Genomic DNA, 15,602 nt, shown 5'->3' on the forward strand with positions numbered 1-15,602 from the left:
ATGGCGCCCGAACACGACTTCCTCGGCACCGGCTGGGCCTTCCCGCCGGCCTTCGACCGGCGCACCCGCGGCGGCGTGATGGTCTCCGGCGTCACCGACGTCGAGGAGAGCCTGCGCATCCTGCTGACCACCGCGCCCGGCGAACGCGTGATGCACCCGACCTATGGCTGCGGCCTGCGGCGCATGGTCTTCGAGACGATCAACGACAGCACGCTGACGGAGATCCGCAGCCTGATCCAGCAGGCCATCCTGTTCTTCGAGGCGCGCATCGCGCTCAACGCGATCGACATCGACACCGCCGGGCTGTACGACGGCGTGCTGCGCATCCGGCTCGACTACACGCTGCGCAGCAGCAACAGCCGCTACAACTTCGTGTTCCCGCTCTACCTGCGTGACGGTCAGATGCTGGGCGAAGCGCCGGGAAGCGACGCGCGAGGAGGCGACCTGCCCGCCAGCCGCGGGCCGGCGGGCGACGTCCTGGGGAGCAGGATCGCATGAGCACCGGCACCGAACAGCGCGAGCGTTTCCCGATGGCCCTGGCGCCGGGTTACTTCCGCCCGGACGACCTGGACTTCGAGCAGCGCGTCGAGATGACGGCGCAGCTGGCGCGCCACCTGCGCTTCATCGACCTGGACGACCATGACGCCGGCGACTGGAGCACGCTCTTCGCCACCGATCCGACGCTGGTGATGGCGCGCATCGCCGCGGTCGATCCGTGGCCGATGCAGCAGCGCTTCGGGCGCGAGGTGGACTCGGCGCCGCTGCCGCACCTGGCGCGCCAGGTGCTCACCCTGGCCGGCTGGCTGGACCTGTGGTGGCGCGCGCTGGCGGGCATCCCGGACACCGCGCCGCGCGTGCTGCGCGAGCGCATCCACCTGCTGGTGGACCAGCAGCTGGCGGCCGACCTGCGCTGGGTCGAGCGGCGCTTCCTGCAGGGCGGCGACACCGTGGACGGGCCGGCCGCGCCCCGCCCGCCCAGCCCCGTGGAGCGCGAGCTCTCGCGCATGTGGCACCGCACGATCGGCGAGGAGGCCGCGATCGATCCGGACGCCGAGCGCGAGGACCGCGAGCGGCTGCGCGAACGCTTCTTCGCCTTCCTCAGCGCGGTGGACGACGTGCGGCGGCTGGCGCGCGAGCTGCTGCCCGACAGCATCGCGACGGCCAGCCACGAGCCCGCGGCGGCGTTGCTGGTCGCCTTCCTGAAGGTCTGCGAGACGCCGCAGCGGGAGGTCAACCGTTTCCCCGCCCGGCACACCGCGTTCTACTACCGCGACTGCCTGGGCTTCGATCCCGCGCCGTCGCGCGCCGACACCGTGTACCTCGCCTGCCAGCGCGATCTGCGCGCGCCCGGCGACGTGCACCTGCCGCCCGGCACGGCCTTCGACGCCGGCAAGGACGCGGCGGGACGGCCGGTGCGTTTCGTCAGCGAGGGACCGCTGACCGTCACCGACGCACGGGTGGAGACGCTGCGCACGCTGCGGCTGGAACGGGACCGGCTGATCGCGCCCGAACGCGACCTGAACTACGTCACCCGCGCCAAGGTCGCGCAGCCGGTGGCGGACGGCCGCACCGTCTGGCCGCTGTTCGGCGCGGCCGGCGGCGCGGGCGCCGAGGACGCGCGCATCGGCCTGGCCGTCGCGTCGCCGCTGCTCCTGCTGCGCGAGGGCGAGCGCGAGGTCCGCGTGATCCTGCGCCAGACCTCGTCCGGTGCCGCGCCGGACCTGCGCGGCCTGCGCGACGCGGTGCTGCGCGCCCGGACCGCCGAGGCCTTCCGCGAAGCCTTCGGGAACCTGGTGCCGCAGTGGCTGCTGGCCGGCGGCGATGGCCCGGACGCGGACCACCGGGATCTGACGGACGGCGACTGGGTCTCGATGCGCAACGCCGCCCACCGCCTCCTCGGCGAAGGCCTGCCGGCGATGTTCAACGGTTCGGGACTGCCGCATCGCGCGCTGATCTTCGACCGGCTGCTGCAGGGCGCGTTCCGCCTGAGCCTGAGCACGGCGACCGGCTGGTGGACCGTCGAGGGCCGCCTGGACCGCGCCGCCGGCGCGGGCCTGTCGCTGCTGATCCGGCTGCGCGCCGACGCGCCGGCCATCACCGGCTGCGATCCGGCCGTGCACGGCGCGGAATGGCCGACGCGGCTGCCGGTGCTGCGGCTGGAAGTCGCGACGCAGGGGCGGCTCTATCCCTACTCGCTGCTCGCGCGGCTGCCGCTGGCCGAGGTCGAACTGCGCGTCTGCGTGCGCGGCGTGCGCGAGGTGCGCCTGGCCAACAACCTCGGCCCGCTCGATCCGACGAAGGCCTTCGCGCCCTTCGGACCGCTGCCGGGCCTGTCCTCCTACCTGGTCGTCGGCTCGCCCGAGGCGGCGCGCAAGACGCTGGACCGGCTGTCGCTGGACATCGAATGGGGCGGCCTGCCGCTCGAGCAGGGCGGCTTCGACGCGCACTACGCCGGTTACGGCGGCGCCGCCGGCAAGGAGCTGCGCCAGGGCCGCTTCAGCACCGAGATCGCCTGGCTGCGCGACGGCCAGTGGCAGCCCTGCGCCAACCGCTCCGCCCAGCAGCCGCTGTTCGCCGGCACCGATCCGGCCGGCGAGCTGATCGCGGCGCAGCACATCGAGATCGATGCCGGCTCGGTGCGCAAGCTCAGCCGCGCCACCGAGGAGGACTGGTCGACGATGCCCATGCCCCGCAACGGCCTGTGCCGGCTGCAGCTCAGCGGTCCGCGCGCGGCCTTCGGCCATGCGGCCTATCCGGTCGAGCTGGCCTCGACCGTGGCCGCCAACGCGCGCACCAAGCGGCCGCGCCCGCTGCCGAATCCGCCCTACACGCCGATGATCGAGCGCATCACGCTGAACTACGAGGCCGCCAGCGTCATCGCGCTGGACCGCGACGACGATCCGCCCGAAGGCGTCGACGGCGAGCGGCTGTTCCACCTCCACCCCTTCGGCCTGCAGACGCTGTACTCGGCGGTCTCGGGCGGCGGACACGACCTGCTGCCGCGCCTGGGCGCGGACGGCAACCTCTACATCGGCCTGGCGACCGGCGACCCCGGCGGCGTGCTGACGCTGCTGTTCCAGCTGCGCGAGTCCTCGGCGCGCAGCCTGCTCAACGGCGGCCGGTCCCCCGGCGGGCAATCAGGCCCGCAATGGGGCGTGCAATGGGCCACGCTGGCCAACGACGAATGGCGGACGCTGCCCCCGGCGCGCGTGCTCGGCGACACGACGCACGGCTGCCTGACCTCCGGCATCGTGACGCTGGACCTGCCGCGCGACATGAGCACCGACCACACCGTGATGCCGGCCGGGCTGTACTGGCTGCGGCTGTCCGCGAGCGCCGAGTTCGACCGCTTCGCCGGACTCGTGTCCGTGCGCACGCAGGGGCTGCGGCTGCGCCGGCAGATGCCGGGCGATGCGGACGCGCCGCCGCCGCGCAACAGCACCACGCCGCCCGCGCCGCCGGTGCCGCTGGTCGACGGCGTCATCGTGCGGCCGTCGGCGACGCTGCCGGGGCTGGCCTCGGTGACCCAGGTCGGACGCTCCTTCAGCCTGCAGCGCGAGGAGGACGAACGCGCCATGATCACGCGCGCCGGCGAGCGGCTGCAGCACAAGGGCCGCGCCTCGCTGGGCTGGGACGTGGAGCGGCTGCTGCTCTCGCGCTTCTCCGACGTGCTGAAGGCGCGCTGCCTGCCGGCGCTGGACGGCAGCGGCGTCGTGACGGCGGTCGTGATCCCGACGCTGCCGCGCAACCTGCCCGCGCTGGCCTGCGCCGCGCCGCGCTTCAACGCGGTCGATCTGGCGCGCATGACGGCGGCGCTGGGCGGACTCGGCTCGCCCTTCGCGCGCTTCCAGGTCCGCAATCCCGCCTACGACCGGCTGCAGCTGCGCGCGACGCTCGGCCTGACGCGCGGCGCGCACGAGGGCGCGACGCTGCGCCGCGTCAACGAGGCCATCGTCCATTACCTGTCGCCGTGGTTCGACGACGGCTACGGCGCGCGCTTCGACTGGCTGGTGCGCAGCGAGGACCTCGAGGCTCGGCTGCGCGCGCTAGAGGGCGTGAGCTTCGTGACGCAGCTGTCGCTGATCACCGTGGCCTGCGACGACCGCGACGTCTACACGCTGGCCGACACGGCCCGCGCGCCGCTGGGCGCCGAGCCCCCGGCCAGGACGGCGCGCGCCCCGCGACCGGCGCGGCCCATGCGCGCGCCCGGCTGCCGTGGAGCATCGCGTTGCCGATGCCGCAGCACATCCTCACCGCGGTCGACCGCTTTCCGGAGACGGTGTCGCCTCGCGCGACCGGCGTCGACCGGCTGGCGGTCGGCAGCACCTTCGTGATTGGAGGTCCGGACCGCGGGAGCCCGGACCGCGGAGGTCCGGACCGGCAGGATGCCGGGCCCGCCTTCGTGATCGGCAGGGGCGCGCCATGACGACCCGCAACCGCGACACGCTCAAGCAGTTCTTCCAGGAAGGTCGGCTGCCCACCAGCGACCACTTCGGCGACCTGATCGACTCGATGCTCAACATGAGCGACGAGGGCTTCCGCAAGACGCCGGAGAACGGGTTCGAGGTGTCGACGCCGGTCAGCCATGACGCGCTGATCAGCTTCTACCGCGAGCAGAGCGGCCGCGAGGCGATCTGGTCCATGGCCTACGGCGGCGACCGCGACCAGCTGCTGTTCCATCACGGCGACGCCCGCGCCGCGGGCGCGCGGGACCCGGTGCTGGCGCTGGACACCGAAGGCCGCGTCGGCATCGGCACGGCCCGGCCGCGGCAGGCGCTGGAGGTGGCGGGCGTGGTCGCCTCGTCGGGCCGGCTCGGCGACCTGCGCCGCGAGGACGACGCGGGCCATCCGCTCAAGGCCGACGGCGAGTGGCACGACCTAACCGGTCCGCTGAGCGGCTGCCAGGCCTTCGAGGTGATGGCCGGCGTCGGGCAGAAGGACGGCGGGCGCTTCGCGATGCTGCATGCGATCGCGATGAACACCTACAACCCGCTGCCAGGCTGGCTCGAGTTCCTGTCACCGCGCAAGCGCATCCGCAGCCAGCACGCCTGGTACGGCCGCCGCTGCGACCGGATCCAGCTGCGCTGGGTCGGCGGCCACGGCCGGCGCGCGAGCTACCGGTTGCAGATCCGCACGCAGTGCGATTACGGCGAGGGCAAGGTGATCCAGGCCTCGGTGTCGCAGCTGTGGTTCGACCCTGAAATGACCGGAGGCACGCTGTGAGCGCGGGCGCCGCCTCGCAACGCCCTTCGGCGTTTCCGTCCGACCTGCCCGGTCCGGGCGTGCGTCCGGTCGCATCGACGACGCCGATGTCGCCGATGTCGCCGACGTCGTCGGCGCCGGCCAAGCTGTCACCCACGACCGACGAGGAACGCGACGTCGGCTTCGACGGACTGCGCGCGCGCGGCATCGACATGCTGCAGAAGCTCAGCGGCGGCACCTGGACCGACCACAACCTGCACGACCCCGGCATCACGATGCTGGAGCAGCTGTGCTTCGGGCTCACCGATGTCGTCTACCGCGCCGGCTTCCCGGTCGCGGACCACCTGACCGGCCCGAACGGCGAGATCGACTACGAGGCCCTGTCGCTGCACCCGCCGGCGGAAGTCTTCCCCTGCCGGCCGACCACGCCGGCGGATTACCGGCGGCATCTGCTGGACGCGGCGCCCGGCCTCGACGACGCGACGCTGGTGCCGGAGCCCGGCACCGGCCTGTACCGGCTGCGGCTGAAGCTGTCGCAGGAGGCGGACCGGTCGGCCGACGGCGCGTCGATCGGCACGAGGACTGGCGCGACGAGCGGCACCATGAACGGCATCACGAACGGCACGAGGACCGCCGCCGTCCTCTCCGACGACGCCGCCGCCGAGCGCATCGCCGCCGCGCGCGCGGCCTACTTCGAACGGCGCAACCTCGGCGAGGACCTGCATCCCGACATCGTCCGCATGCGCGACGTGCCCTGCGACCTGCACGCCGACATCGACATCGCCGGTCCGCGCGACGGCGTCGACATCCTGGCCGAGGTCTACGACCGCTGCGCCCGGCACATCGCGCGCGCGGCGGTCTCGCGCACGCTGGACGAGCTGCTGCGCGAGGGCCGGTCCCTGGAACACATCTACACCGGGCCCGCGCTGCACAACGGCTTCATCGAGGACGCGCCCGCCCCCGAGGCGGGCGACGCCGCGGAACGGCTCTTCCTCTCGGACCTCACGACGGTGGTGCTGTCGGTGCCCGGCGTGGTCGACGCCCGCGTGGTCGCGCTGCGGGCCGAGGGTCGCGAGGCGACGGCCGGTTCGGTCGAATGGCGCGGCGCGGACTGGGCGCTGTCGCTGCGGTTGCCCGATCGCGACGTGCCGTCGACGATCAGCGTGCGCCGCCGCGGCAACGTGGTGCCGGTGGCCTGGAACGACCTGCGCCGACGGCTGGAGGACCTGCGCTCCGCCGGCCGTTCGCACCGGGCCCGCGGACGCACCGAGCAGGCCGCGCGCGCCGCCGAGCTGCTGCCGCGCGGCGTGCACCGCCGGCTCGACACCTATGTCTCGGTGCAGGACCACCTGCCCGCGATCTACGGCCTGGGCCGCTACGGCGTGCCGTCGTCCGCGCCGCCGCAGCGGCAGGCTCGGGCCCGGCAGCTCAAGGCCTACCTGGTGATGCAGGAGCAGGCCATCGCGCAAGGCCTGGCCCAGCTGCAGCACCTGCGCGAGCTGTTCTCCGTCGCGCCGGGCGCGCGCCAGGGCCTGTGGTCGCAGATGATCGGCGCCGACGCGGTGCCGGGACTCGACCAGCTCTACCAGCATCCGCCCGAGGTGGTGGCCGAGGCGGTGTACCGCCCCTTCGACCGCTCGGCACGGCGCAAGAACCGCGCGCTCGACCATCTGCTGGCGCTGCACGGCGAGACCTACACGCAGAACTCGATGCGACAGTTCCTCGGCCACCTCAGCCCCGAGGAAGCCGAGACCCTGCTGCTGGAGAACAAGGCCACCTGGCTGCGCGACATCGTGCCGTTGACGCGCGACCGCGCGGGCGGCTTCGATCCCGGCCGGCCGTCGTGGGACGTGCCGGACAACTGCGGCGGGCTGCAGCGCCGCGCCAGCCTGCTGCTCGGATTCAGGCAGTGGCACGACCGGCCGCTGACGCGCGCGCTGCGCGAGCAGCGCTTCACCCTCGTCGCCCGGCCCGGCGCCGGACATCAGCCCTGGCTGCTCGACGGCCAGGACGAGGCGGTGCGGCTCGCCGCCGCGGCCGGCCACGCGGTGCAGCCGGCCGACCGCGCGCAGGTGCGCGAAGACCTGCAGCGCATGCCCTGGCTGCGGCTGCCGATGCCGGCGGGCCTGCTGCGCGCCGGACAGCGCAGCGCGCGCTACCGGTTGATGCCCAGACCCGGCGGGGCGCAACGCCTCATCCTCGGACCCGACGAGCACCAGCACTGGTGGCTGCTGGGCGAGTTCCCCGACGCCGCGGCCGCTCGACGCGGCGCGGCCAGCTTGCGGCTGTTCCTGCGTCACCTGGACCAGGAGAGCGAAGGCCTGCACGTCGTCGAGCACGTGCTGCTGCGGCCGCTGCGCCAGGACGCGGCCTCGCATGCGCGGCTGGGACTGTCGAAGGAATTCCATCACCTGCGCGTGACGGTCGTGCTGCCGGGATGGACGCAGCGCAGCGCGCAGCCCGCGTTCCGCACCTTCGCGGAGGAGACGCTGCGCATCAGTTGCCCGTCCCACCTGAGCCTGCGCTGCGTCTGGCTGGACGCCGAACCGATGCAGCGCTTCGAGGACACCTATGCCGCCTGGCTGGAGGCGCGCCTCGCGTGGGTGGCATCGGCGGACGACGAGCGGGCCCGCACGCTGGCCGACGAGACCGCGTGCCGCGTGATCGAGCGCCTGGGGATCGAGGACGACCCGGCGATGGCGGGCGGCGGCCGGGGACCGCGCGGAGAGGACGACGGCCACGGGCCGGTCGTGCAAGGCCATGCGTGAGTCCGACCACGCCTCGTCGCACCTCGTCGAACGGATGACCGTCGACGCGGACTTCGGTGCCGGCCTGGGCCTCGGCGTCACGCCGGGCGAGGCGGAGACGCGCCTGGTCGCCTGCGTGCAGGGGCCGCTGCTGCGCGTGATCGACGAGGTCTTCGACGCCTGCTGCCCGCCGGAGGAACACTGGCGCCTGGACGAGCTGGAGATCGACCTCGGCGAGCTGGCCGCCGCGGACTGGGAGACCGAGGCGCCGCGCCTGCTGCGCGAGCGCCTGCGCCGCGTGCTGGAGGAACTGCGCGGCCCCGGCGCGACCAGCGCGTCCGGGCGCGCGACCGGGCTGCGGGTGAGCACCCGACCGCAGGCGCGGCGCGACGCGCTGCTGCATTTCCTGCGACATGGCCGGCTGCCCTGGCAGGGACGCGGGGACGATCCGGCCGGCCTGGCCCGGGAGGCCCTGCGCGAGGATGCCGGCGCGCTCGTCGCCGCATTGCGCGCGGCGCCGGGTCGCGCGGCGCTGCTGCAGCGGATGGCCGCGCAGTTCGACGAGGACCTGCTGGGCACGCTGGTCCACGCCTTCATGCCGGGCGAGCCCGCCGCCGCCGCGCGACTGCTCGACATCGTCGCGCAGGCCCGCCGCGACGGCCGCTCGCCCCGCACGCGGGCGGCCCTGTGGGAATCGGTGCTGGGCCAGGCGATGGACCATGCGGTGGCCCCGCGACCGGCCACGCTGATGCTGTTGCGGGCGCAGTTGCTGGCGGCGCTGGACGCGGGCGCGGCCTTCTCGAGCGGCAGCGATCCGCTGAACACCGTCGCGCATGCGTGGGCGCCGCTGCTGCGCGAGGACCGGGACTGGCTGCGCGCCACCTTGCAGCGCGTCGGCGAGACGGCGACCGCGCGCGAGCGGCTGGTCCAGGCCCTGCCCGAGCCGCTGCTGCCGCGCCTGCTCAGCCTGTGGATGACCGAACCCGCGGCCCAGGCCGTCGCCGCATGGATCGCCGCCGCGGCGGCGGGCCAGGTGCCGGGCGACCGCCCCGGCGGCGCCGCGCCAGGGATGCCGCCCGCCTCCACCGCGGGGCGGGGAGCCCCGTCGCATCGCCCCGGGCCGTCGACGACCGACGGCGCGACGGTCGAGGCGCGCCGGCGCCGGCTCTGGCAGGCGACGCTCGGCCACGCGGTGCGTCATCCGTCGACGGGCTTCGATCCGGCGCGCTACGAGTCCGACGTCCGCGAGGACCTGGAGCGCCACACGCCGGCCGGCGCGGAGCCGCCGGCGCGTTGGTATGACCGGGCCGTGCGTGCGGCCACCTCGGTGCTGGCGGCCGCGCTGAACGTGTTGCGGCTGCCGTGGCGCAAGGCGCCTGACGCGTCGGTGCCTGACGAGCGGCGCACGTCGGCGATCGCCGCGGAGGCGCCCGGCATGGATCCCTCGGCGGAGCAGATCGCCGTCGGCAACGCGGGCCTGGTGCTGGTGTCGCCCTACCTGCCGCGGCTGTTCTCGATGCTCGGCCTCGCGGACACCCGTGCCTTCATCGGCCCGGAGGCGGCGTCGCGCGCCGCGCTGCTGCTGCAGGCGCTCGCGACCGGCCACGCGGCCGCGCCGGAACCGGAACTCGCACTGAACAAGCTGCTCTGCGGTCTGCCGCTGGACGCGCCGCTGCCGCGCCTGATCGATCTGTCCGAGGCCGAGCGCGAGGCGATCGACGGCCTGCTCGTCGCGGTGATCCAGCACTGGCGGATCCTGGGCACGACGTCGCCCGACGGACTGCGGGGCAGCTTCCTGCGTCGCGACGGCCACCTGGAGCGGCGCGACGACGCGTGGCAGCTGTCGGTCGTGCCGGGCCCCTTCGACATGCTGATCGATCAACTGCCCTGGGGCTACGCGACCTTGCGGCACCCGTGGATGGAAAGGGTGATTCATGTGGAATGGCGCTGACCCGTCGCCGCGCGCGGCGATCAATGCGCGCGCGCTGGAGGCCGAGCTGGACTGGCTGGACCGCGTGCTGCAACGGCGCCTGGCCGGGCACTTCGCACAGGACGACGCGGCCGCCTCGCCACGGTCCTCGACGGATCGCGGCGGGCTGCCCGCGCCTCCGCCGTTGCCGGCGCTGAAGCCCGGGGCGGCGGCCGGCGCGGGGGCCGGGCCGGAGGACGACCTCACGCGCCTGATCCATGAAGGCGGGCTCGGCCCGTCCGAGCGTCTGGTGCTCGCGCTGGCGCTCGCGCCGCACCTGCGGCCACAGCTGATGGACCTGCTCTTCGTCAGCAACCGCAACCTGGACCGCGGCTTCTGCGAATTCGGCGGCTGGAAGGGCCGGCACCACGGCGGCTTCCTGCCGACGGTGGAGACGGCGGCCTTCCTGATCGCGGGCGAGGACCTGGCGCGCCGTTTCGCGCTGCGGCAGATGCTCGACGAGACGGCGCCGCTGCGACGGCTCGGACTGGTGCGGCTCGCGCATGAGGCGCCGGGCGAGCCCTGGTACGGCTCGGCACTGCTGGCGGGCGCCGACACGCTGGACCTGCTGTGCACCGGCGAAGCCCGCAAGCCCGACTACAGCACGCAGTTCCCCGCCAAGCTCATCGAGACGAAGCTCGGCTGGGACGACCTGGTGCTGGACCCGGACGTGATGGAGGAGGTCGAGGCCATCATCACCTGGGCGCGCCACGGCGACACGCTGATGCGCGAGTGGCAGCTCGACAAGGCGCTCAAGCCCGGCTACCGCTGCCTGTTCTTCGGACCGCCCGGCACGGGCAAGACGCTGACCGCGACGCTGATCGGCGACCAAGTCGGCGCCGACGTCTACCGGATCGACCTGTCCATGGTGGTGTCCAAGTACATCGGCGAGACCGAGAAGAACCTCGCACAGGTGTTCGACCAGGCGCAGCACCGGCGCTGGATCCTGTTCTTCGACGAGGCGGACGCGCTCTTCGGCAAGCGGACCGCGACCTCGAGCAGCAACGACCGCCACGCCAACCAGGAGGTGTCCTACCTGCTGCAGCGCGTCGAGGACTTCCCCGGCACGGTGATCCTGGCGAGCAACCTCAAGGGCAACATCGACGACGCCTTCGCACGGCGCTTCCAGTCGGCGGTGTACTTCCCGATGCCGGACGCGGAGCAGCGCCTGCGGCTGTGGGAAGGCATGGTGCGGCACACGGGGCGGCTGGACGTGGACGTGGACCTGGCCGACTTCGCCGAGCGCCATGAACTGGCCGGCGGCGCGATCGCCAACGTGGTGCGCTTCGGCGCGATCAACGCGATGCAGGCCGGACGCGATCGCATCCTGGCCGCCGACCTGCGCCGCGGCATCGCCAAGGAACTGCGCAAGGAAGGACGGACGGTGTAGCCACCATGGGAACTCGCCCCTTCTTCCACGCCCTGCGCCGGCGGTGGTCCGTCGACGAGTGGGCCGATGACCCGCCCGACGCCGGCCGTCCCGCCACGCCCTGCCGCCATTGCGCCCGCGTGCGCTGGTTCGTCGGCGGCGCCCTGCTCGCGGCGGCGTTCCTCGTGCTGCATGCCGCCGCGCAGGCGCCGTCGGCACGTCCGGCTTCTGCCGTCTCCGCAGCGTCCTCCGCCTCCGACGCGACGGTCTACGTGGCGACGCCCCGGGCCCTGCCGCCGCGCCCGGAGGAACCGATCGCTTCAGCCGCCCTGCCCTCGCCGACACCGTCCGCGCCGTCCATGCCGGCCAGCGCCTCGGCCGGCCGCGATCCGATGTGGCTGGTCTACCAGACGATCCCGCTGCCGTCGGGCCGCTTGAACCGCGCGTACAAGGCGCGCGATCTGGTGCGGGGCGGCAAGCCGCCGTACCGCATCACGATCGACGGCGAGCTGCCGCCCGGCATGTTCGTCGAGGAGGACGGCGCGCTGGCCGGCACGCCGACGAAGACCGGCACCTTCCGGTTCCTGCTCACCGCGACCGACGCGTCGCGGACGCGGAACCTCGAGCAGGCGCTGTACGAGATCCGCGTCATCGATCCCAAGCCGGCGGCGGCAACGCCCGCCGTGGCGGCATCGGCGCCCAGGAGTCGCTCCGCGGCGTCCGCCAGGACGCGCACGCCGGATCCCCTGAGGACCATCACCGAGGACCAGACCAGCTTCACGGTGCCGGACGACCCGCCGCCGCCGATGACCTACGTGCTGACCGAGGAGAAGCTCGCGGCGATCTTCAAGAACGCGGAGGCCTCGGCGGGCGAATCGCTGATGACGGCGGCCGCCGCGGGCGAGCCCTCGGCCGACGGCGAGGCCGCCGGTCCGAAGGCCCTCGCGGTGAAGCCGCCGGTGATGGGCCCGACGCTCGACCAGCTGCGCGAGATGCTGATGCCGTTGAAGGACGTGGAGCATCCGACGCGCGCGGTGTTCCAGGACTCGCTGCGGGCGCGGCAGTGCACCTACTTCCTGCGCCATGTGAACGAGGTGGCGCTGGAGCAGAACAAGGCCGCGATCGAGCGCTGCCCGCGCGTGCAGGACCTGGCCGACCGCGATCGCGCGCCCCCGCCGGATCGTCCGGATCGTCCGGATCGTCCGGACCGCCCCGGCAAGGCGGCCACGACGGACAAGGCCGACACCCGGCCGCTGCCGGGCAGCCTGCCGGTGACCACCTTCCTCGAGATGCTGATGCCCGCGACGCTGCGCGAGGAGATCACCGATGCCGCCGGCGTCGAGCATCCCGTGTCGCAGGCGAAGGTGCTGAACCTGGCGCCCGACGGCTGCGGCTGCAGCCTGCCCGACATCGAGAACGACGTCTTCGCCTTCCTGCCCTACTGGATGCACGGCGACGGCAACGCCCCCATCCCGGTGCGTTTCGACAAGTTCACGCGGCTGCAGTACATGGGGGCGATCCTGCGCAACAACGGCGGTTTCCTGCTGCCCACCGGCTACGAGAGCCCGGGCGGCGGCTTCGCGCGGCGCGTGGACCAGTACGGCGTCGGGCTGGACCTGGTGCTGTACCGGCGCGACTTCCACGTGCTGATGCGCCTGACGGGCGAGGCCCGCGAGCGCATGCTCAAGGCCACCGAGGCCAAGATCGCGGAGTTGCTGGACCTGCGCCACTCCGACCTGCAGGGCGACCTGGAACTGATGCTGCCGCCGGGCTGGCGCGAGCATGCCTATGTCTACGACGGCCTGACGGTGTTCTTCGAACCGACGGATGCCGAGGCGGCCTCGCCGGAGTTCGAGCGCTTCTACCTCGACTACCTGCAGCGCGTGCTGACGGCGATGCAGGCGCGGCCGTCGCGCGCCTTCCACCTCAACCTGGTGATCCCGCAGCACCTGGTGGGCGAGTCGTCGACCGCGTTCAGCTTCAGGAACCTCCTGACCGTCATGAAGAAGGCGGAGCGACAGCGCGGCACCGGCGCGTCGGGGGATTACAAGGAACGCGGCGCGGCGGCGGCGTCCTACAAGTCCACGCCGGACTACGCCGGCAAGACCGACATCACGGTGCGTTTCCCGGCGCCGCTGGGCATGGGGTCCGACGTCAACAAGATGCAGCTGCGCAACCGCACCGACTTCACCGACGAGCTGACCGGCCCCGACCGCATGGCGGTGCTGGGCAGCATGATGCCGGTGCTGGTGTATCCGGGCGGGAAGCCCGCGGACCTGCCGCCCTCGGCGCAGGACGCGCTGGACCGGGACCTGGTCTACATCGGCTGGTCCTTCGGCGGCGTCGCGTTCTGGCCGGTGCCGGTGGCGGACGTCGGCGCGGGCGAGAGCGTGCTGGTCAAACTCAACGCCCGCTTCTGGTCCTTCCTGGACCAGGACACCCGCTTCTGCCAGATCGTCTGTCCGATGCGCATGCCGCTGCGGCTGGCGCTGGAGGCGCTGCTGGTGATCGTGGGCACGACGCTGCTGCTCTACGGCTGGAACTGCCGCGTGCGGCGGATGGGTCGCGTGATCCTGATGGTGCTGTGGGCGGGCGCGCTGGTCACGCTCGCGGTGGCCAGCGCGATCTTCTCCTGCGACCCGTCGCTGAACCAGCTGCGCACGGGGAATACGCTGCTGGTGGTGATCGTCCTGATCCTGATCGTGGGCGGGTTGATCGTCACCTTCAAGCCCCGGGTGGAAGCCCCTGAGCACGGCACGAGCACGGCACGAGCACGGCATGGGCACGGCACGGCCACGGCATGGACAGATCGATCACGAGAGGAGCATCCGATGAAGGACTCGACCAACGACAGCGGCGCGTTCGAGCATGCGCCCGCGGCCGCCGCGATGCAGCGGCGTGAGCAGGAAGGCGGCGAGCTGTCCGCCGCGCTGGACGGATCGCCCCGGCAGCTCGCGCAACGTCGCCGCATCGATGCGACCTTCGGGCCGGTCGCGCAACGCGAGACCGGTCTGGAGGATGACGACCTGGGCACCGCGCAGGCCAAGGTCGCCCAGCGCGAGACCGGTGCGCTGGAGGACGAGGCGCTCGGGACCGCGCAGGCCAAGGCGGCCCCTGTGCAGCGCCAGGAGAACCGGACGGGCATGCCCGACGGCCTGAAGGCCGGCATCGAATCGCTGTCCGGGTCGGACCTGTCCGACGTGCGGGTGCACCGGAACTCGTCGCAGCCGGCGCAGCTCAACGCGCTGGCCTATGCGCAGGGGAACGACATCCACCTCGGGCCGGGTCAGGAAGCGCACCTCCCGCACGAGGCCTGGCACGTCGTGCAGCAGCGCGAGGGCCGCGTGCACCCGACGATGCAGATGCAGGGCGTCGACATCAACGACGACGTCGGGTTGGAGTCGGAGGCGGACCGGATGGGAGACAAGGCGCTGAGCATCGGGCGGGACGGGTGAACGGACCGCCGCGACCCGGCGGTCCGAGGCTCACCGCTGCGCCATCTCGCTGGCGATCAGGCCCATGTCGTCCGAGGCGATCTCCAGCAATCCGAAGCGGAACGCGGCGCCCCAGTTCGTCTTGCCGGCCGTGAAGGCGAGTCGATCCAGCAGCGGTTGGATCGGTGTCTCCCGAATGGACGGCTGCCAGTCGACATCCCGCCGGAACGGGCGGAAGCCGCCGCCCATGTCGACCTCGTAGGCGTCGCCGTCGCGCACCGTGCCCAGGGCGGTGAAGCTTTGGAGCCGGTCCTTGCCGCCCATCTGCGTCGCGGGCGAGTAATAGACCACCCGGTCGCCCGGCCGGACCCGGCGCAACGGCGCGACCTTGCCGTGGCAGACCTGCATGAAGCCCTCGGCGCGGCCGCGCCGCACGTGCTCGGCCGACGCCACGGCGATCCACGCGCGAGGCGGCCGGCCGCCCGCTTCGCCGAACAGGCCGCTCATCCCCGCGCTCCCGGCGAGAACACGCGCAGGCGGTGGCCGTCGGGATCGGTCGCGGTGAAGGTGTAGCCGAAATCCATCGTCGACGGCGTCTGCAGGATGGGCATGCCGAGGGCCTGCCAGGCCTCGAAGCGCGCATCGACGGCCACCGCGTCCTGGACCGCGAAGGCCAGTTCGCTGCCGCCCGCCGGCGTGGCGGCGGGTTCGACGCCCGCCGACGCCCACAGGCCCAGCATCACGCCCGAGTCGAGCGCGAACATCGCGAAGGTGGGCGAACTCTCGACGGGCGGCTTGCCGAGCAGCCGCGTGTAGAAGGCGCTGCTCTCGGCCGGGCTGGCGACGTACAGGAGGAGGAAGTGGGGGTGGCTCATGACAGG

At 73.2% G+C, this 15,602-nt stretch carries 9 protein-coding genes; 7 read left to right on the forward strand and 2 right to left on the reverse strand.

What is annotated here, in order from left to right; all coding sequences use genetic code 11:
• The 7 genes from ACQ859_RS20590 (at nt 1) to ACQ859_RS20620 (ending at nt 14,742) form a co-directional block, all read left to right on the forward strand.
• A complete protein-coding gene (locus ACQ859_RS20590; protein ID WP_431262523.1) occupies nt 1-498 on the forward strand; it encodes a GPW/gp25 family protein in 498 nt (165 codons plus the stop codon).
• Nucleotides 495-4,334, forward strand: a complete 3,840-nt coding sequence (locus tag ACQ859_RS20595; protein WP_431262524.1) for a hypothetical protein — start codon at nt 495-497, stop codon at nt 4,332-4,334. Before ACQ859_RS20590 ends, ACQ859_RS20595 begins: the two co-directional genes overlap by 4 nt.
• Nucleotides 4,335-4,422: 88 nt before the next feature.
• Nucleotides 4,423-5,223: a hypothetical protein gene (locus ACQ859_RS20600; RefSeq protein WP_431262525.1), complete on the forward strand. Its 801-nt coding sequence runs from the start codon at nt 4,423-4,425 to the stop codon at nt 5,221-5,223.
• On the forward strand, nt 5,220-7,970 hold the full coding sequence (locus ACQ859_RS20605) for a hypothetical protein (RefSeq protein WP_431262526.1): 2,751 nt from the start codon (nt 5,220-5,222) through the stop codon (nt 7,968-7,970). The genes ACQ859_RS20600 and ACQ859_RS20605 overlap by 4 nt, the downstream gene beginning before the upstream one ends.
• On the forward strand, nt 7,963-9,900 hold the full coding sequence (locus ACQ859_RS20610; protein WP_431262527.1) for a contractile injection system tape measure protein: 1,938 nt from the start codon (nt 7,963-7,965) through the stop codon (nt 9,898-9,900). The genes ACQ859_RS20605 and ACQ859_RS20610 overlap by 8 nt, the downstream gene beginning before the upstream one ends.
• Nucleotides 9,884-11,308 (forward strand): ATP-binding protein, encoded by a 1,425-nt coding sequence (locus ACQ859_RS20615; RefSeq protein ID WP_431262528.1) that lies wholly within the window; start codon nt 9,884-9,886, stop codon nt 11,306-11,308. The genes ACQ859_RS20610 and ACQ859_RS20615 overlap by 17 nt, the downstream gene beginning before the upstream one ends.
• Before the next feature lie 5 nt (nt 11,309-11,313).
• On the forward strand, nt 11,314-14,742 hold the full coding sequence (locus ACQ859_RS20620; RefSeq protein WP_431262529.1) for an eCIS core domain-containing protein: 3,429 nt from the start codon (nt 11,314-11,316) through the stop codon (nt 14,740-14,742).
• A 30-nt stretch (nt 14,743-14,772) separates the two neighbouring features.
• Here ACQ859_RS20620 and ACQ859_RS20625 read toward each other — a convergent pair whose 3' ends face one another.
• Nucleotides 14,773-15,228 (reverse strand): EVE domain-containing protein, encoded by a 456-nt coding sequence (locus tag ACQ859_RS20625; RefSeq protein WP_431262530.1) that lies wholly within the window; start codon nt 15,226-15,228, stop codon nt 14,773-14,775.
• A complete protein-coding gene (locus ACQ859_RS20630; protein WP_431262531.1) occupies nt 15,225-15,596 on the reverse strand; it encodes a VOC family protein in 372 nt (123 codons plus the stop codon). The genes ACQ859_RS20625 and ACQ859_RS20630 overlap by 4 nt, the downstream gene beginning before the upstream one ends.
• Nucleotides 15,597-15,602: the final 6 nt, after the last annotated feature.

The organism is Roseateles chitinivorans (genome assembly GCF_050632235.1).
In the GTDB taxonomy this organism is placed as follows: domain Bacteria; phylum Pseudomonadota; class Gammaproteobacteria; order Burkholderiales; family Burkholderiaceae_C; genus Roseateles; species Roseateles chitinivorans_A.